The sequence below is a fragment of the Kocuria kalidii genome (assembly GCF_044462225.1).
GTDB classification, from domain to species: domain Bacteria; phylum Actinomycetota; class Actinomycetes; order Actinomycetales; family Micrococcaceae; genus Kocuria; species Kocuria kalidii.
In genome coordinates, this window is record NZ_JBISWJ010000037.1 from 1 (window position 1) to 17,427 (window position 17,427).

Genomic DNA, 17,427 nt, shown 5'->3' on the forward strand with positions numbered 1-17,427 from the left:
GTCCGACCCGGTGCGGCGTGGTTCACTGGTCGCAGGCGCCCGCGGGTGGCCATGCTGACCGTGTGCGCAGACGATGCACGACCTTCGAAGAATCAGCGCCCGGGTGTCCGCCGGACGGCCCGGGTGCGGGACGGGTGTAGATGTTCTCCAAGATCCTGGTGGCCAACCGAGGCGAGATCGCGATCCGGGCGTTCCGTGCCGCGTACGAGGTGGGGGCCAAGACCGTCGCGGTGTTCCCGTACGAGGACCGCAACTCGATCCACCGGCAGAAGGCCGACGAGGCGTACCGGATCGGGGAGGAGGGCCACCCCGTGCGGGCCTACCTCGACGTCGAGGAGATCGTGCGGGTGGCCAAGGAGTCCGGGGCCGACGCCATCTACCCCGGCTACGGGTTCCTGTCCGAGAACCCGGACCTGGCGAGGGCGGCGGCCCGGGAGGGCATCTCCTTCGTCGGCCCCCGGGCCGAGATTCTCGAGCTGGCCGGGAACAAGGTCGCGGCGCTCAAGGCCGCCAAGCGCGCCGGGATCCCCACCCTGGCCTCCACGGAGCCCTCCGCGGACCCCGAGGAGCTGCTGGAGCAGGCGGCGGGGATCGGGTTCCCGATCTTCGTGAAGGCGGTCGCCGGGGGCGGGGGCCGGGGGATGCGCCGGGTGGAGACCCCCGAGGCCCTGCCGGAGGCGCTGGCCGCGGCCATGCGCGAGGCGGACACGGCGTTCGGGGACCCCACGGTGTTCCTGGAGCAGGCCGTGCTGCGCCCGCGCCACATCGAGGTGCAGATCCTCGCCGACAACGACGGCGGGACGGTGCACCTGTTCGAGCGCGACTGCTCGCTCCAGCGCCGGCACCAGAAGGTCGTCGAGATCGCCCCGGCCCCGAACCTCGACGAGGGCATCCGGGCCGCCCTGCACCGGGACGCGGTGAAGTTCGCGAAGGAGCTGGGGTACGTGAACGCCGGGACGGTGGAGTTCCTGGTCGACACCGCCGGGGAGCGGGCCGGTCAGCACGTGTTCATCGAGATGAACCCGCGGATCCAGGTGGAGCACACCGTGACCGAGGAGATCACCGACGTCGACCTCGTCCAGTCCCAGCTGCGCATCGCCGCCGGAGAGACCCTGGCGGACCTGGGCATCGCCCAGGGCGACCTGCGGGTGCGCGGTGCCGCACTGCAGTGCCGGATCACCACCGAGGACCCCGCCAACGGGTTCCGCCCGGACGTCGGGAAGATCTCCGCCTACCGCTCCGCGGGCGGGGCGGGGGTGCGCCTGGACGGGGGCACCGTCTACGCGGGCGCGGAGATCTCCCCGCACTTCGACTCGATGCTGGTGAAGCTCACCTGCCGGGGCCGGGACTACACCACGGCCGTGCACCGCTCCCAGCGTGCCCTGGCCGAGTTCCGCATCCGCGGGGTGGCGACCAACATCCAGTTCCTCCAGGCCGTGCTGGCCGATCCGGAGTTCCTCGCCGGCAACGTGGCCACCGACTTCATCGAGCGGCGCCCCGAGCTCCTGGAGGCCCGGACGTCGGGGGACCGGGCCACCAAGGCGCTGACCTGGCTGGCCGAGGTCACGGTCAACACCCCGAACGGGCCCCGGGTGGAGGGCATCGACCCGCGCAACAAGCTGCCCCGCTACCCCGGGGACAAGCAGGAGGAGCCGTTCCGATCGCCCTTCGACGGACCCTCCGAGCACACGCCGCCGCCCGGGTGGCGCCAGCGGCTGCTCGAGGCGGGGCCCGAGGGCTTCGCGAAGGCCCTGCGGGAGCAGGAGGCGGTGGCCGTGACGTCCACCACGTTCCGCGACGCCCACCAGTCCCTGCTCGCCACCCGCGTGCGCACCCGCGACCTGCTGGCCGCCGCGCCGGCCTACGCGCACACCCTGCCGCAGCTGCTGTCGGTCGAGGCCTGGGGCGGCGCCACGTACGACGTCGCCCTGCGCTTCCTCGGCGAGGACCCGTGGGAGAGGCTGCGGCTGCTGCGGGAGGCGATGCCCAACATCCCGATCCAGATGCTGCTGCGCGGGCGCAACACCGTGGGCTACACCCCCTACCCCACCGAGGTCACGGACGCGTTCGTCGCCGAGGCCGCGGCCACCGGGGTGGACATCTTCCGGATCTTCGACGCGCTCAACGACGTCGAGCAGATGCGCCCGGCGATCGAGGCGGTGCGGGCGACCGGCACCGCGGTGGCCGAGGTCGCCCTCTGCTACACCGGCAACCTGCTGGACCCGGCCGAGGACCTCTACACCCTCGACTACTACCTGGACCTCGCGCAGCAGTGCGTCGACGCCGGCGCCCACGTGCTGGCGATCAAGGACATGGCCGGGCTGCTGCGCCCGGCCGCGGCCGCGACCCTGGTGGCGGCCCTGCGGGAGCGCTTCGACCTGCCCGTGCACCTGCACACCCACGACACCGCGGGCGGCCAGCTCGCGACCCTGATGGCCGCGATCGACGCCGGGGTGGACGCGGTGGACGTCGCCGAGGCCTCCATGGCCGGCACCACGTCCCAGGTCCCCGCCTCGGCGCTGATCGCCGCCCTGGCCCACACCGACCGCGACACCGGCATCCCGCTCGAGGCCGCCACCGCGATGGAACCCTACTGGGAGGTCATCCGCCGGATGTACTCCCCGTTCGAGTCCGGGCTGACCGCCCCGACGGGACGGGTCTACCGGCACGAGATCCCGGGCGGGCAGCTGTCGAACCTGCGCCAGCAGGCCATCGCCCTGGGCCTGGGGGAGCGCTTCGAGGCGATCGAGGACATGTACACCGCAGCCAACGCCATGCTCGGGCGGCTGGTGAAGGTCACGCCGTCCTCGAAGGTCGTCGGCGACCTCGCGCTGCAGCTCGTGGGCATGGGCGTGGACCCGGCGGAGTTCGAGGCCAACCCGCAGAAGTTCGACATCCCCGACTCGGTGATCAGCTTCCTCGCCGGGGAGCTGGGCACGCCTCCGGGCGGGTGGCCCGAGCCGTTCCGGTCCAGGGCGCTGGAGGGCCGCAACGTCAAGGTGGGGGTCACAGACCTGGCGCCCGAGGACTCCGAGGCCCTGGCGGGCGATCCCGCGACCCGGCGGGCGACGCTGAACCGGCTCCTCTTCGCCGGTCCCACCCGCGACTTCCTGGCCAGCCGGGCGAAGTACGGCGACCTCGCCCTGCTGCACACCCGGGACTTCCTCTACGGGCTGACCACCGAGCACGAGCACGTCATCTCCCTCGGGAAGGGCGTCCGCCTGCTCGTCACGCTCCAGGCCGTCTCGGAGCCCGACGACAAGGGCATGCGCACCGTGATGGTCACCCTCAACGGCCAGCCCCGCATGGTCGAGGTCCGGGACACCTCCGTCTCCTCGGTCGTGCCCGAGACCGAGAAGGCCGACCCCTCCGACCCCGGCCACGTGGCCGCACCGTTCGCCGGTGCGGTGACCGTGACCGTGGCCGAGGGCGACACGGTCGAGGCCGGAGGACAGGTGGCCACCATCGAGGCCATGAAGATGGAGGCCTCCATCACCGCCCCCACGGGCGGGACCGTCCGGCGGGTGGCGCTCAAGGACGTCACCCAGGTCTCCGGCGGCGACCTCCTGCTGGCCCTCGACACCGCCGGCTGACCCCGTCCGCCCCCGCCGGCACCACGACCCGTTCCCGGGTCGCGGTGCCCGCGGGGCCCGCCCGGCGGTCGGCGCGGCCGCGCATAGGATGGGCGCCATGCGGATATTCGACCTCATCATCATCGGCTCCGGCTCGGGCAACTCCATCCTCAACGCGGACTACGAGGACCTCGACGTCGCGATCGTCGACGGCGGGACCTTCGGCGGCACGTGCCTCAACGTGGGGTGCATCCCCACGAAGATGTACGCGTACCCGGCGAGCGTGGCCCGCCGTGCGCAGGAGGCGGACCGCCTCGGGGTGGACGCCGCCGTGCACGAGGTGCGCTGGCGGGAGATGCGGGACCGGATCTTCGGACGGATCGACGCGATCTCCCACGGCGGGCTCGAGTACCGCAGGACGCTGCCGAACGTGACGGTCTACGCGGAGCACGTGCGCTTCACGGGGCCCCGGACCCTCCGCACCGCGTCGGGGGAGGAGATCACCGCCCCGCAGATCGTGGTGGCCTCCGGGTCGCGGCCGGTCGTGCCGGAGGTCCCGGGGGCCGATCTGCCCCAGGTGCACACCTCGGACACGGTGATGCGCATCGACGCGCTGCCCCGGCGGGTGGTGGTCGTCGGCGGCGGCTACATCGGCGCCGAGTTCGCCCACGTGTTCTCCAGCCTCGGCTCCCGCGTGACCCAGGTCAACCGCACCCACCGCATCCTGCGCTACCACGATCCGGAGATCGCCCAGCGGTTCGCCCGGGAGGCCTCCCGGCAGTGGAAGCTGGAGACCGGCTGGACGCTGACCGAGGTCGAGGAGTGGGACGGCGACGAGGGCGCCGTGATGGTCACGTTCCGGGACCCGCAGGACCCCGAGCTCGTCATGCGCCTGCCCGCGGACGTCGTGCTCGTCGCCACGGGCCGGCAGCCGAACACCGACGTGCTCGACGCCCGGGCGGGCGGGCTCGACGTGCGGCCGGACGGTCTGCTCGCCGTCGACGCGTACCAGCGGGCCCTCTGCGGCGGCCACCCCGTCGAGGGGGTGTGGGCGCTCGGCGACATCAGCTCGCCCTACCAGCTCAAGCACGTGGCCAACGCCGAGGCCCGCACCGTGCAGCACAACCTGCTGCACCCCGAGGACCTCCGGGCCACCGACCACCGGTTCGTCCCCTCCGCCGTGTTCACGAGCCCGCAGATCGCCTCCGTGGGGATGACCCAGGAGGAGGCCGAGGAGTGGGCGGTCGAGCAGGGCACCGAGATCACCGTCAAGGTGCAGGACTACGGGGCCACGGCCTACGGGTGGGCCATGGAGGACCGCACGGGCCTGTGCAAGCTGATCGCGGAGAAGGGCACGGGTCGCCTGCTCGGCGCGCACCTGATCGGCGAGGAGGCCTCCCTGCTGATCCAGCCGCTCGTGCAGGCCATGTCCTTCGGCCTCGACGCCCACACGATGGCCCGCGGGCAGTACTGGATCCACCCGGCGCTGAGCGAGGTCGTGGAGAACGCCCTGCTGGGCCTCGAGGTCCCGGAGCACTCGCCCCTGGCCCCCGAGGAGCTGGTCGGCGGCCGGTGACCCCACCGGCCGCCGAGCGGCTCAGCCCTCTCCGCGTCCCGGCAGGTGCGCGTGCGAGAGCTTCTCCTTGATCCGCTCCCCCGGGGAGGCCGGCGCGGGGGCCGGCTCCGGGGCCGGCCGGGAGTAGATCTCCTCGATCCGGTCGGCGAAGTCCTGGGCGATCCTGGCCCGCTTGATCTTCATGGACGGGGTCAGGTGCCCGGAGAGCTCCGTCCAGTCGACGTCGAGGATCTCGAAGGAGCGGATGCTCTCCGCCCGGGACACGGCCCGGTTGGCGTGGTCGACGATGTCCTGGACGTGCTCGACGATCTTCGGGTGCCGGGCGGCCTCGGCCACGGGCATCGCGGGATCCAGGCCCATCAGCTCCAGGCGGGCGGGGAGCACGTCCTGGTCGAGGGTGACGAGGGCGGCGACGAACGGCCGGTCGTCGCCGACCACCATGACCTGGGAGACCAGGGCCGAGGCGCGGATGGGGTCCTCCAGGACGTTGGGGACCACGTTCTTCCCGCCGGCGGTGACGATGATCTCCTTCTTCCGCCCGGTGATGGTGAGGGCGCCGTCCTCGTCCAGCGAGCCGAGGTCTCCCGTGCGGAACCACCCGTCGTCGAACGCCTCGGCGGTGAGGTCCTCGCGCCCGTGGTAGCCGCGCATCACGTGGGTGCCGCGGAACTGGATCTCCCCGTCCTCGCCGATCCGCACTTCGTTGCCCGGCAGCGGCAGGCCGACGGTGCCGATCTTGCCGATCTCCGGGGTGTTGACCGCGATGGGCGCGGTGGTCTCCGTCAGCCCGTAGCCCTCGACCACGTACACGCCGATCCCGTTGAAGAAGTGCCCCAGGCGGGTGCCGAGGGCCGCACCGCCGGAGACGGCGTGCGTGACCTCACCGCCCATGGCCTGCCGCAGCTTCGAGTACACGAGCCGGTCGTAGAGGGCGTGGCGGGCGCGCAGGACCGGCCCCACCCGCCCCTCCTGGCCGGCCTTCGAGTGCGCGACCGCGGTGGCCACCGCGCGCTCGAAGATCAGGGACTTCGCCTTGCCGGCCTTCTCGGCCTTGAGCCGGGCCCCCTGGTAGATCTTCTCGAACACGCGCGGGACGGCCAGGATGAACGTGGGCCGGAAGGACGCGAGGTCCTCCATGAGGTTCTTCACGTCCGGGGTGTGCGCCAGCACGGTCCCGGAGTACAGGGCGATCACCTCCACGAAGCGGGCGAAGACGTGGGCCAGCGGCAGGAACAGCAGCGTGCGTGCGCCCGGGCGGATGATGTCGGAGACCACGAGGGTCGTGTTCTCGCACAGTCGCACGAAGTTCCCGTGCGTGAGCTCGCACCCCTTCGGCGGTCCCGTGGTCCCCGACGTGTAGATGATCGTCGCCACGTCCTCGAGGCCGCGGGACGTGCGGCGCGACTCGAGCTCGTCGTCGGGGACGTCCGCGCCCGCGCGCGTCAGCTCGTCGAGGTCGGCGCCCGTGCCGTCCAGGCGCCAGACGTTGTCCGCCGCGCGGAACGGCGTCTCCCGGGAGGCCTCGCGCACGGAGTTCTCGAGGACCTCCGTCTCGACGAAGACGGCCTTGGCGTCGGAGTCGCCCATGATCCAGGCGATCTGCTGGGCCGAGGAGGAGTCGTACACGGGCACGGGCACCGCGCCGGCGTACCAGATCGCGAGGTCCACGAGGGTCCACTCGTAGCGGGTGCGGCTCAGGATGCCCACCCGGTCCCCGGGCTCGATCCCCGCGGCCACGAGCCCCTTGGCCACCCCCTGCACCGCCGCGAGGAACTCCCGGGCGTGCACCTCCCGGGGCGCGCCGTCCGCCGTCATGATGGTGTACAGGTGCGGGTCCCCGTCCCGGTCCGCCTGCATCAGCAGGAAGTCGGTGATGCGGCTGTGGGCGGGCGGGTCCACGAGGGCGTCGGTGGCGACGTGGCGCATGGGTCTCTCCTCGGATCGGGGTCGGTGTGCCGTCCGTTCCAGTCTAGTGAGTTGGCTCACGCAAATCCCATCAGACGCGGGCGCCGTCGTCCCGGTCGTCACGGTCGTCGGGCAGGGACCTCAGCAGGTGGCCGATGGCCCCGACCACGGCGACCAGGCCCGCGACGGTCGCCCACCACGGCAGGGAGCCGGGCAGCAGCGAGAGCACCACCAGCAGGACGGGCACGCCGACCAGCACGGTCCACGACAGCAGCGCCCCGCCGCTGAGACCCTGTGTGACCGGCCCGGGGTCGGGGGAGTAGGGCCCGTCGTCGTCCTCGGCGTCCCCCGGGTCCTCGTCGTCCTCGGCCCCGGCGGGCGGCTCGCCGAAGACGGCGTCCTCGGGGGACCAGTCGCGGGGCCCGACGAGATGCCGGTCCCCGGCGCGGCGCACGTCCTCGAGGCCCGACACGATCCGGCTCCACTCGTCCTCGGGGCCCTGTCCGGACCCGCCCGGCGTCCCCGGGCGGGGGCTCATCGCCGGCCTCCCCCGGCGGCGGGCCGCAGGGGTCTCGCGGTGACGGGGTTGCGGCCGGCCACGAGGTCCCGCACGAAGCGCACGGACCGTGCGGCGACCACGTCCGCCTCCCGGTCCAGGGTGGCCACGTGGAAGCTCTCCGCCAGCCGGACGAGCTCCACATCCCCTCCCGCGCGGCGCAGGACGTGGGCGTGCGAGGCGTCGGAGACCACGTGGTCGTGCCGCGAGCGCAGGACCAGGACCGGGGCGGTGACGGCGGGCAGCATGGCCCGGGTCCTGCGCATGAACCGGCCCAGTTCGGCGACGCCCGCCACCGGCACGCGCGGATAGGCGTGCTCGGTGACCCCCGGGAGGCTGATGTCGTCCGCCACGCCGGGCACGGAGGGCACCGCGCGGCGCAGCGCCGGGGCGAGGCGGGCCGTGCGGCTCACCAGGGACATCGCGGGGTTCACGGCCACGACCCCGTCCACGGGCAGGATCGCGGCGAGGTGCAGGGCGAGCGCCCCGCCCATGGACAGACCGCACACCACCACGACGTCGTGCCGGGCCCGCAGCGCCCGCACGTGCTGGGCCGCGTGGTCGCGCCACTGCTCCCAGCGGATCCCGGCGAGGTCCTCCCAACGGGTGCCGTGCCCCGGCAGCACGGGCCCGACGACCTCGGCCCCCGCCTCGTGCAGGGCCCGGCCCCACGGGCGGACGCTGAACGGGACCCCGGTGAAGCCGTGCAGCACGAGCACCCCCGCGGGGCCGTCGGCCGGGAGGCGGAACGGTGCGCCCGGGGCCTCCCCGGCGGCGGGCCGGCCGGTCCCGGGCGCGGAGGTGGCGGGCAGGTGCTGGTCCTCGACGGATTGCGTCATGCGTCCATGATGGCAGGGCGGGGCCCGGTGCGGGCGGACTGGCCACGGCGCGCGCGGGGACGTGAGAGAATACCGGAGGCCGGACCCGGTCCGAGCGGCACGGACCCTCGCGACATCCCGATCAGCACGAAGGAGTCCACTTCCACATGGTCTACATGTTTCTGAAGCGCTACGTCGTCGGACCTGTGGTCAACGCCGCCTTCCGGCCCGAGGTCCGGGGCCTGGAGCACGTGCCCGCCGAGGGCCCGGCCATCCTGGCGAGCAACCACCTCTCCGTCTCCGACTCGGTGTTCATGCCCGTGGCCGTGCCGCGTCAGGTGTTCTTCCTGGCCAAGGCCGACTACTTCAACAGCCCCGGGGTCAAGGGACGGGTGATGGCCGCGTTCTTCCGGGCCATCAACCAGATCCCCACGGACCGGACGGGCGGCCGGGCGAGCGCCAAAGCCCTGAGCGCCGGCGGGCGCAAGCTGCAGGAGGGCGAGCTGCTGGGCATCTATCCCGAGGGGACCCGTTCCCCCGACGGGCGCCTGTACAAGGGCAAGATCGGCGTGGCCCGGATCGCGCTCGAGACCGGCGCCCCCGTCGTGCCGATCGCCATGGTCGGCACCGACAAGGTCCAGCCGCTCGGGACCAAGGTGCCCCTGCCGCGCGCGGGGACCCGGGTCGTCACCGTCTTCGGCGAGCCGCTGGACTTCTCCCGCTACCGGGGCCGGCAGGGCGAGCACGCCCTGCTGCGCGAGGTCACCGACGAGATCATGCACGCCATCCAGGCGCTGTCGGGGCAGGTCTACGTGGACGCCTACGCCGCCGACCGCAAGAAGCAGCTCGCCGAGCAGAAGCGGCAGGAGACCAAGCAGGCCGCCGGGGAGTTCGTCGACCACGCCAAGGACAGGGCGCGCAGCGCCGCCCAGTCCGCGCGACAGGCCGCGGACAGCCTCGCCCACCGCGACCGCCCCGCCGCCTCGGACGACGACGCGCCGCGGTCCACCGCACCCTGACCCCCCGCCCGGGACCGCCCCGGACGAGACCTAGGAAGACATGATGCTCGACTTCACCGCTCCTGACAGCCTCCGCAACCTGGCCTCCCCGGTGCCCCCGGCGGCCGACTACCCGGGTCTCGACGACTGGCGCGAGCTGGCCGCCGACCAGCAGCCGACGTGGCACGACCACCCCGACTTCGCCGCCTCGATCGGCGAGCTCAGCGCGGTCCCGCCGCTCGTCTTCGCGGGAGAGGTGGACAAGCTGCGCGACCGCCTGGCCGAGGTGGCCCACGGCCGGGCGTTCTTCCTGCAGGGCGGCGACTGCGCCGAGACCTTCGAGGGCGCCACCGCGGACCGGATCAGCGCCCGCGTCAAGACGCTGCTGCAGATGGCCGTGGTGCTCACCTACGGCGCGTCCATGCCCGTCGTGAAGATGGGCCGCATGGCCGGCCAGTTCTCGAAGCCCCGCTCGTCCAACGACGAGACCCGCGACGGGGTGACCCTGCCGACGTTCCGCGGCGAGATGGTCAACGGCTTCGACTTCACCGAGGAGTCCCGGGTCCACGACCCGCGGCGGATGGTGCGCGGCTACCACACCTCCGCCTCCACCCTGAACCTCATCCGGGCCTTCACCACGGGCGGGTTCGCCGACCTGCGCCTGGTGCACGCCTGGAACATGGGGTTCACCACGAACCCGGCCCACGCCCGCTACGAGTCCCTGGCCCGGGAGATCGACCGGGCCGTGAAGTTCATGGACGCGTGCGGCGCCGACTTCGACGCCCTGCGCACCACCGAGTTCTACGCCGGCCACGAGGCGCTGCTGCTGGACTACGAGCGGGCGCTCAGCCGCATCGACTCCCGCACCCACCTCCCGTACGGGACGTCCGGGCACTTCCTGTGGATCGGTGAGCGCACCCGGGAGCTCGACGGCGCCCACGTGGACCTGCTCTCGAAGCTGCGCAACCCGATCGGCGTGAAGCTCGGCCCGAAGACCACGGGCGACGACGCGCTCGCGCTCATCGACAAGCTGGACCCGGAGCGCGAGCCCGGCCGGCTCACCTTCATCACCCGCATGGGTGCGGCGAACATCCGGGAGAAGCTGCCGGCGCTCGTCGAGGCCGTGGAGGGCTCCGGCGCCAAGGTCGTGTGGGTCACCGACCCGATGCACGGCAACACGGTGTCGCTGCCGTCCGGGTACAAGACCCGCAACTTCGACGACGTCGTGGACGAGGTGCGCGGCTTCTTCGAGGTGCACGAGGCGATCGGCTCGTTCCCCGGGGGCATCCACGTGGAGATGACGGGCGACGACGTCGCGGAGTGCCTCGGCGGCGCCGACCCCGTCGACGAGTCCTCCTTCCAGGACCGGTACGAGTCCCTGTGCGACCCGCGCCTGAACCACATGCAGTCGCTGGAGGTCGCGTTCCTCGTGGCGGGCTACCTCTCCCGCCGCTGAGCGCAGCACCGTGGCCGACGGGGCCGGGGCCGGGCCTGGCCGTTCTGCTAGAGAACGGTGAGGGCGACCTCGGCCCCGTCCGTCGTCCGGGCCACCGCGTGGCCGGAGGGGGCGCCGAAGCCCTCCTCGACCCGTGCCGGGAGGCCCGCCTCCGCGAGGTCCCGCACCGCCCCGCCCACGGGCCGCCCCGGGACGCCGGGGGCGTTCTCGGCGCTGGGCCCGCCGGAGACCGCCGGGTCCACGGCCGGGCCGACGGGCACGTCCGTGCCCGGGCCCGGGTGCTGCCCCACGACGGCGCCCGCGGAGGCGTCGTCCGGGACCGCCGTGCCGGTCCCGAGCAGCCAGCCCAGGAACGCCGCCGCGGCCACCGCGAGGGCGACGAGCGCCAGCATCCCCGCCGCGCGGAGGGGACGGGAGGGGCGCAGCTCGATCTCCGGGCGCCAGGGGTCGGAGGAACCACCGCTCGAGGGCGTCGCCCGCGGCGCCGCCGCGGCGTCCGCGGCCGCGCCGGGGGAGCGCAGCACCTCGGTCGGGGCGGCCTGCGCGCGCCGCTCCTCCGCCGGGGCGGGTGCGGGCCCGGGGGCTCCGCCAGGAGCCTGCGGCGGTCGCAGGTCCTCGGTCGGTGCGGCCGCAGGGTGCAGGGCCTCGGTGGAGTCGCCGGGCGTCGACGGCGCGGACGGGGACCCCGCAGACGGGGGCCCGGCCGGCACGAGCCGCGTCGGCGCGGGCCCGGGCCCGCGGACGGGACCGGCCGGCGGGACGCGGTCGAGCTCCGCCGGCCGCAGGACCTCCCGGGCCGCGCGCAGCTCCTCGAGGAAGGCGCCGGCGTCCGCCGGGCGACCCTGCGGGTCCCGTGCCGTGGCCCGGGCGACGAGGCGCGCCAGGGCGTCCGGGACCCCCGGGTCGAGGGAGCGCAGGTCGGGCACCCCGTCCTCGGCGTGGGCGCGGGCCACGGCCAGCGGGCCGCCCGCGAAGGGGCGGCGCCCCGCCAGGAGCTCGAAGAGGACGATCCCGGCGGAGTAGACGTCCGCCCGGGTGTCCACCCGCCGCCCGGTCACGAGCTCCGGGGAGGCGTAGCCCACCGTGCCCAGCACCGTTCCGGTGGCCGTGTGCTGGTCGACGGCGCGGGTGAGCCCGAAGTCGGCGACCGTGACCCGGCCGGTGTCGGCGATCAGCACGTTCTCCGGCTTCACGTCACGGTGCACAAGCCCCTCCCGGTGGGCGGCCGCCAGGCCGTCGAGGACCGGTTCCAGCAGCGCCAGTGCGTCCCGCGGAGAAAGGGGGCCGCGCCCCCGCACGCGGTCGCGCAGCGTGGACCCCGCCACGTGCTCCATCACCAGGTAGGGCACCCCGTCCGGGGCGTGGCCCTGGTCCAGCACGGAGACGACGTGGGGGTGGGACAGCCGTGCCGCCGCCCGGGCCTCCCGCACGAACCGGTCCGCGGCGGCGGGGTCCTCCGCCAGGTGGGCGTGCATGAGCTTGACCGCCACGACGCGCTGCAGGCGGGTGTCCACCGCCCGGTACACGGTGGCCGTTCCGCCGCGGGCGATGCGAGGGCCCAGTTCGTAGCGGCCCTCGAGGACGGTCCCGGTCCGGTGGTCGGGAAACGCGCGCTGCACGGGCTCAGCCTGGAGCGGTGCGCAGTGCGCCCGCCGGGCCGGGGATCACGGGGCGAACCGCTCGCGGTGGGACTTGACGTTCTTGACGTACTGCTTCGTGTCGTCGTACATGCCGTACTTCTCGACCCCGTGCAGGCCCTGGTAGTACGCGGCGATGGCCACGTCGGTGCTGGGCGCGGCCCGGGCCAGCTGCCGGATGATCGCGACGCCGGCCGTGGCGTTGTCCTGCGGGTCGAGCAGGTCCAGTTCCCGTCCCACGAGTCCGGAGGCCCAGTCCCCGGCGTCGGGGATGACCTGCATCGCGCCCACGGCGTCCGCCGGGGAGACGGCCCGGTGGTCGAAGCCCGACTCCTGGTAAGCGTGCGCCAGGGCCAGGGCGGGGTCGACGTCCATCCGGACGGCGGTGTCGTGGACGATCCGGCGCATCTCCTCCCGTGACGGGGCCGGGCGGGCGGACAGCTGCTCGTGGTGGCGGTTGGCGGAGTCCACCACGTCGTCGTCGTACGTGCGCCCCAGGAACGTGTCCCCGACGGCGCGCTCGGGCTCCGGAGCGGGGACGGCGGCGGTCCGCACGGCGGCGGGCTCCCCGGCGGGGACCGACAGCCGCTGCCCGGGGCGCAGCAGGGAGTTCACCGTGATGCCGTTGCCGTCGAGGAGGTCCTGGACCGACACGCCGTGCGCCTGCGAGATGCTCCACAGCGAGTCGCCGGACCGCACCGAGTAGTCCGTCCGCCGGGGCTCGTCCGCGGCCGGGGCGTCACGGCCGGACGGCTCCGCCGCCGGTGCCGCGTCGCCGGACAGGCGCAGCTTCTGCCCGGGCATCAGCAGCGCGGCGCCCGAGAGGTCGTTCCACCGCATGAGCTCCGCCACGGACGTGCCGTGGCGCTGGGCGAGCGCCCACAGGGAGTCCCCGGGGGACACGGTGTGCACGGGGGGCTGCGTCGTCTTCTGTCCGGCGAGCAGGGGCGCCGAGGCCACCTGTCCGGGCTGGACGGGGGCGGCATGGGCCACGGTGCCCGCGCCCAGGGCGGCCAGGGCGGCGACGGCGGTGACCGCGGATCCCGTCCGGGCGCGGCGTGCCCAGCCCGGGGCGCGTTCGTCCTGCCCCCCGGACGTGGCGGGCGTGTCGGAGCGCTCACCGGGGGGCGTGGAGCGGTGCGGTGCGTCGTCGGTCGTGTCGCTGTCGGGGGGATACGGCATGAAGGGGCTCTCTGACGCTGATCGGGGAAGGCGCGGAGGTCTCAGCTGTCTCCGCGGGTCGAGCATACCGTGGCGGACCCGCGTGGCACGGGCACCGGCGGACGTGGCACCCTGGAGGCGTGAAGAACACATCCGGAATCAGCCCCGAGGAGTTCGACCGCCTGGACCGTCTGGTCCAGGAATGGTTGCCCCTGCCCGACGTCGCCGAGCGGCTCGACCTCGTGGTCACCCGTGTCCACGGCCTGGTCGACGACGGGACCCTCCTCGCCGTGCGCGATCCGCGCGACGGCATCCGCCGGGTCCCGGCCGCGTTCCTGCTGGACGGCGCCGTGGTCGACTCGCTGAAGGGGACGGTGGCGGTCCTGCGCGACTCCGGCTTCACCGACGTCGAGGCGATCACCTGGCTGTTCACCGAGGACGAGTCCCTGCCGGGCCGCCCCGTCGACGCGCTGCGGAACGGGCGCAAGACTGAGATCCGCCGCCGAGCTCAGGCCCTGGCCTGGTGACCCTTTCCTGACCGGCTGACCGGCTGACCGGGGCCGGCCCGTGCCGAGGACCGGGCGCGGCCCGGTCCTCAGGACGATCGGCGGACCGCGGCCGTGGCGAGGCCCTGCAGGGCGGCCATCGCCACCGCGTCGCCCCCGAGGCGGCGCAGGGCCGCGAACGCCTCCCGGCTGAGCCCGTCGATGAGCTCCTCGGTGGCACCGAGGGCCCCGCACCCCGTGATCAGCGCCCGGAGGCCCTCGACGTCCGCTTCGGTCAGGTCCGGCCGGCCCAGGGCGGCCTCGAGCCGCGCGATCTGCGCCTCGCTGCCGAGCCGCCGGACGTAGCCCACGAGGACCGTGCGCTTGCCCTCGCGCAGGTCGTCGCCCGCGGGCTTGCCCGTGGCCGCAGGGTCACCGAACACGCCCAGCACGTCGTCGCGGAGCTGGAACGCCTCGCCCAGGGGGAGGGCGAACGCGGAGCACCGCTCCAGGACCGGCTCGGGCGCCCCGGCCAGGGCGGCGCCGAGCACCACGGGGTGCTCCACCGAGTACTTCGCCGATTTGTACCGGACGACGTCCAGGGCCCGCTGCACCGCGCCCTCGCGGTCCTGGCCCCCGCCGGTCACCTCGCCCTGCACGTCGAGGTACTGGCCGGCCATCACCTCCGTGCGCATGAGGTCGAAGACCGCCCGCGCGCGGTGCCCGCCGCTCGCCGCGCCGGTGGCCGCGGCGAACAGCTGCTCGCTCCAGGACAGGCAGAGGTCCCCCGACAGGATCGCGGCCGCCACGCCGAAGGCCGGGCCATCCAGGGCCCAGCCCCGGTCCGCGTGCACGGACTCGAAACGACGGTGCACGCTGGGGGCGCCCCGGCGGGTGTCGGAGCGGTCGATGACGTCGTCGTGGATGAGCGCCGCCGACTGGAAGAGCTCGAGGGCCGCACCGGCCCTGACCACCGCGGGGTCGTCCGGGTCACCGCCGGCGGCGCGCCAGCCCCAGTAGCACAGCCGCGCGCGCAGCCGCTTGCCCCCGGCGGAGAGCGCGGATACGGCGTCCAGCAGCGGGAGGGCGTCGGCCGAGATCCCGCCGAGGGCCGTCCGCTGCCGCCCGAAGAAGTCCTCCAGCTCGGCGTGCAGCCGCTCCACGAACCGGTCGTCCTCGGCGCGGAAGGCGTCCTCGGGCCGGGCGCGCGGCGCGGTGTCGGTGGGCGCATCGTGGTGGTGCGGGGGCGGCGGGCACGTCATGGATGGCTCGACCTCGGTCTCGGGGCGGCGGCGGACGCCTGCTGACGGTCGTCCGCGATGTCGGCCCCAGCCTATCGAAGGGCCGTCGGGCGGACCCGCGCGCTTCCCCGAGGAGGCGACCGCACGGCGGCAGGGATGTCCGCGCCGAGGGCTATGCTGTGCCGGACCCGGGAGGAGGGCGTGGTGACCGAGACGCCGAAGGACCGGCTGGACCGCTGGCGGGCCTGCGCCGTGCTGCACGTCGACATGGACATGTTCTACGTCGGCGTGGAGCTGCTCGCCGCTCCCCGGCTGCGGGGCCGGCCCGTCATCGTGGCCGGGGCGGGGAACCGCTCCGTGGTCCTGTCCGCCTCCTACGAGGCGCGGGAGTACGGCGTCCGCTCGGGCATGCCCCTGGCGCGGGCCCGGGCGATGTGCCCGGGGGCTGTCCTGCTGGAACCACACCGTGACGCCTACGAGGCCTACTCGCGCCGCGTCATGGCGATGTTCCGGGAGATCACCGACCGGGTGGAGCAGATCAGCGTGGACGAGGCCTTCCTCGACGTCTCGGGGGCCGTCCGGCGCCTCGGGCCCCCGGTGGGCGTCGCCCGCAGCCTGCGCTCCCGCGTGCGGGACGAGCTGGGGCTGACCGCCTCGGTGGGGATCGGGGCCAACAAGACCGTCGCGAAGATCGCCTCCACCCGCTCCAAACCGGACGGGCTGCTGCTCGTCCAGCCCGAGGACACCGTCGCGTTCCTCGCGGAGCTGCCGGTCTCGGCGCTGTGGGGCGTGGGCGGGCGCACGGCCGAGGCGCTCACCGGGGCGGGCCTGCGCAGCGTCGGGGACCTCGCGGCCGCACCGGTGCCGCTGCTGGTCCGGGTGGTCGGCCGGGCCGCCGGCCACCACCTGCACGAGCTGGCCAACGGACGCGACCCCCGGCCGGTCGTGCCGGTCCGTGAGGAGAAGAGCGTGGGCGCCGAGGAGACCTTCCCCCACGACGTCACGGACAGCCGGGCCCTGCACGAGACCCTGCTCCGGCTGAGCCACCGGACCGCCTCGCGGCTGCGCCGCCAGGGCCTGCGCGCCCGCCGGGTGGGACTCAAGGTGCGCTGGGCCGACTTCACCACCATCACCCGCTCCCGGACCCTGCACCACCCGTTCACATCGGCGCACGACCTGCTCGAGCACGGTGTGGGGCTGCTGGAGGAGCTCGGGGACCGGCCCCAGGCCGTCCGCCTCCTCGGCATCCGGGCCGAGCGGCTGGAGCCCGCCTCGGACGCTCTGCAGCTGAGCCTGGACGGCCGGGAGGAGGAGTGGGGCGCCGCCGAACAGGCCATGGACCGGGTGCACGCCCGCTTCGGCGCCGAACGTCTCGGACCGGCGCGCCTGCTGCCGGCCGCACCACGGGAACCGATAGGCAACTCCGAGGCTGTTGACAGCCGCGGGCGCGGTGCAAAATCATCACCCGACGGTCTATCCTGGTAACAGGCGGCACCGGAACAGCCGGGGGATCCGCACCCGAAGGATGAGGAGGCATACCGTGCCACTGTCCGAACACGAGCAACAGCTCCTGGCCCAGCTGGAGAAGCAGCTCCACGCGGACGACCCGAGGTTCGTGACCAACATGGGGTCGCGCGCCGTCAAGGGCACGTCCACGCGCAACATCGTCCTCGGGATCGTGATCGCCGTGGTGGGCCTGCTCGTCCTCCTGGGCGGGGTGGTCATCGACTCGATCCTGGTCGGGGTCCTGGGCTTCGTCGTGATGGGTGCGGGTGTCTACGTCGCCACGCTGCGCTCCGGCAAGCCGCGCCCCGACGGAGCGGCGGACAAGGGGGGCCCGCCCCGTCGGTCGTCGCCCTTCCTGCAGAACCTCGAGGAGCGCTGGGACCAGCGCAACTCCGGCGGCTCGTCCTCGTGAGCGGCCCCGTCCGGGTGCGGAACGGGGTCTAGGCCCCTCCCGGGCGCTTCGACCCCCCGGACTCCTCCACCTTCCACCACCCGCGCCTCCCGTCGGAGGCGCTC

13 protein-coding genes are annotated in these 17,427 nt (G+C 74.1%); 7 read left to right on the forward strand and 6 right to left on the reverse strand.

Going from position 1 to position 17,427, the window contains the following annotated elements; genetic code table 11:
- Positions 1-140 precede the first annotated feature (140 nt).
- Positions 141-3,593 (forward strand): pyruvate carboxylase, encoded by a 3,453-nt coding sequence (locus ACH9D3_RS05875; RefSeq protein WP_396410233.1) that lies wholly within the window; start codon positions 141-143, stop codon positions 3,591-3,593.
- A 97-nt stretch (positions 3,594-3,690) separates the two neighbouring features.
- A complete protein-coding gene (locus ACH9D3_RS05880; RefSeq protein WP_396410234.1) occupies positions 3,691-5,148 on the forward strand; it encodes a mycothione reductase in 1,458 nt (485 codons plus the stop codon).
- A gap of 21 nt (positions 5,149-5,169) precedes the next feature.
- Here the strand turns inward: ACH9D3_RS05880 and ACH9D3_RS05885 are convergent, their stop codons facing one another.
- From ACH9D3_RS05885 to ACH9D3_RS05895, 3 genes are all read right to left on the reverse strand, one after another.
- Positions 5,170-7,074, reverse strand: a complete 1,905-nt coding sequence (locus tag ACH9D3_RS05885; protein ID WP_396398444.1) for an AMP-dependent synthetase/ligase — start codon at positions 7,072-7,074, stop codon at positions 5,170-5,172.
- Positions 7,075-7,144: 70 nt separating this feature from the next.
- Positions 7,145-7,591, reverse strand: coding sequence for a hypothetical protein (locus ACH9D3_RS05890; protein WP_396410235.1), 447 nt, complete (start codon positions 7,589-7,591; stop codon positions 7,145-7,147).
- Positions 7,588-8,448, reverse strand: a complete 861-nt coding sequence (locus tag ACH9D3_RS05895; protein ID WP_396410236.1) for an alpha/beta fold hydrolase — start codon at positions 8,446-8,448, stop codon at positions 7,588-7,590. The genes ACH9D3_RS05890 and ACH9D3_RS05895 overlap by 4 nt, the downstream gene beginning before the upstream one ends.
- A 146-nt stretch (positions 8,449-8,594) precedes the next feature.
- Between ACH9D3_RS05895 and ACH9D3_RS05900 the strand changes: the two genes are divergently transcribed.
- Together ACH9D3_RS05900 and ACH9D3_RS05905 are read left to right on the forward strand one after the other, a co-directional pair.
- Complete coding sequence (locus ACH9D3_RS05900; protein WP_396398441.1) at positions 8,595-9,446, forward strand: lysophospholipid acyltransferase family protein; 852 nt, start codon at positions 8,595-8,597, stop codon at positions 9,444-9,446.
- Positions 9,447-9,486: 40 nt separating this feature from the next.
- Positions 9,487-10,881 carry a class II 3-deoxy-7-phosphoheptulonate synthase gene (locus tag ACH9D3_RS05905; RefSeq protein ID WP_396410237.1) on the forward strand — a complete coding sequence of 465 codons (1,395 nt, stop codon included), beginning with the start codon at positions 9,487-9,489 and terminating at the stop codon, positions 10,879-10,881.
- 47 nt (positions 10,882-10,928) lie between these two features.
- Here ACH9D3_RS05905 and ACH9D3_RS05910 read toward each other — a convergent pair whose 3' ends face one another.
- Together ACH9D3_RS05910 and ACH9D3_RS05915 are read right to left on the reverse strand one after the other, a co-directional pair.
- Positions 10,929-12,500, reverse strand: coding sequence for a protein kinase domain-containing protein (locus tag ACH9D3_RS05910; RefSeq protein ID WP_396410238.1), 1,572 nt, complete (start codon positions 12,498-12,500; stop codon positions 10,929-10,931).
- Between the two features lie 45 nt (positions 12,501-12,545).
- Positions 12,546-13,700: a lytic transglycosylase gene (locus ACH9D3_RS05915; RefSeq protein ID WP_396410239.1), complete on the reverse strand. Its 1,155-nt coding sequence runs from the start codon at positions 13,698-13,700 to the stop codon at positions 12,546-12,548.
- A gap of 119 nt (positions 13,701-13,819) precedes the next feature.
- Between ACH9D3_RS05915 and ACH9D3_RS05920 the strand changes: the two genes are divergently transcribed.
- On the forward strand, positions 13,820-14,206 hold the full coding sequence (locus ACH9D3_RS05920) for an Rv2175c family DNA-binding protein (RefSeq protein WP_396398437.1): 387 nt from the start codon (positions 13,820-13,822) through the stop codon (positions 14,204-14,206).
- A 68-nt stretch (positions 14,207-14,274) separates the two neighbouring features.
- Here ACH9D3_RS05920 and ACH9D3_RS05925 read toward each other — a convergent pair whose 3' ends face one another.
- Positions 14,275-15,426 carry a polyprenyl synthetase family protein gene (locus ACH9D3_RS05925; protein WP_396410240.1) on the reverse strand — a complete coding sequence of 384 codons (1,152 nt, stop codon included), beginning with the start codon at positions 15,424-15,426 and terminating at the stop codon, positions 14,275-14,277.
- Positions 15,427-15,609: 183 nt separating this feature from the next.
- On the opposite strand from ACH9D3_RS05925, the gene dinB reads away from it, so the two are divergent.
- Positions 15,610-16,890, forward strand: coding sequence for a DNA polymerase IV (gene dinB, locus ACH9D3_RS05930; RefSeq protein WP_396398435.1), 1,281 nt, complete (start codon positions 15,610-15,612; stop codon positions 16,888-16,890).
- Positions 16,891-16,945: 55 nt separating this feature from the next.
- Positions 16,946-17,323 carry a DUF3040 domain-containing protein gene (locus ACH9D3_RS05935; RefSeq protein ID WP_396398434.1) on the forward strand — a complete coding sequence of 126 codons (378 nt, stop codon included), beginning with the start codon at positions 16,946-16,948 and terminating at the stop codon, positions 17,321-17,323.
- Positions 17,324-17,427: the final 104 nt, after the last annotated feature.

Coding starts and splice junctions, on each gene's coding strand:
- ACH9D3_RS05875 (WP_396410233.1), top strand. CDS start 141: ATGTTCTCCAAGATCCTGGTGGCCAACCGAGGCGAGATCGCGATCCGG.
- ACH9D3_RS05880 (WP_396410234.1), top strand. CDS start 3,691: ATGCGGATATTCGACCTCATCATCATCGGCTCCGGCTCGGGCAACTCC.
- ACH9D3_RS05885 (WP_396398444.1), bottom strand. CDS start 7,074: ATGCGCCACGTCGCCACCGACGCCCTCGTGGACCCGCCCGCCCACAGC.
- ACH9D3_RS05890 (WP_396410235.1), bottom strand. CDS start 7,591: ATGAGCCCCCGCCCGGGGACGCCGGGCGGGTCCGGACAGGGCCCCGAG.
- ACH9D3_RS05895 (WP_396410236.1), bottom strand. CDS start 8,448: ATGACGCAATCCGTCGAGGACCAGCACCTGCCCGCCACCTCCGCGCCC.
- ACH9D3_RS05900 (WP_396398441.1), top strand. CDS start 8,595: ATGGTCTACATGTTTCTGAAGCGCTACGTCGTCGGACCTGTGGTCAAC.
- ACH9D3_RS05905 (WP_396410237.1), top strand. CDS start 9,487: ATGATGCTCGACTTCACCGCTCCTGACAGCCTCCGCAACCTGGCCTCC.
- ACH9D3_RS05915 (WP_396410239.1), bottom strand. CDS start 13,700: ATGCCGTATCCCCCCGACAGCGACACGACCGACGACGCACCGCACCGC.
- ACH9D3_RS05925 (WP_396410240.1), bottom strand. CDS start 15,426: ATGACGTGCCCGCCGCCCCCGCACCACCACGATGCGCCCACCGACACC.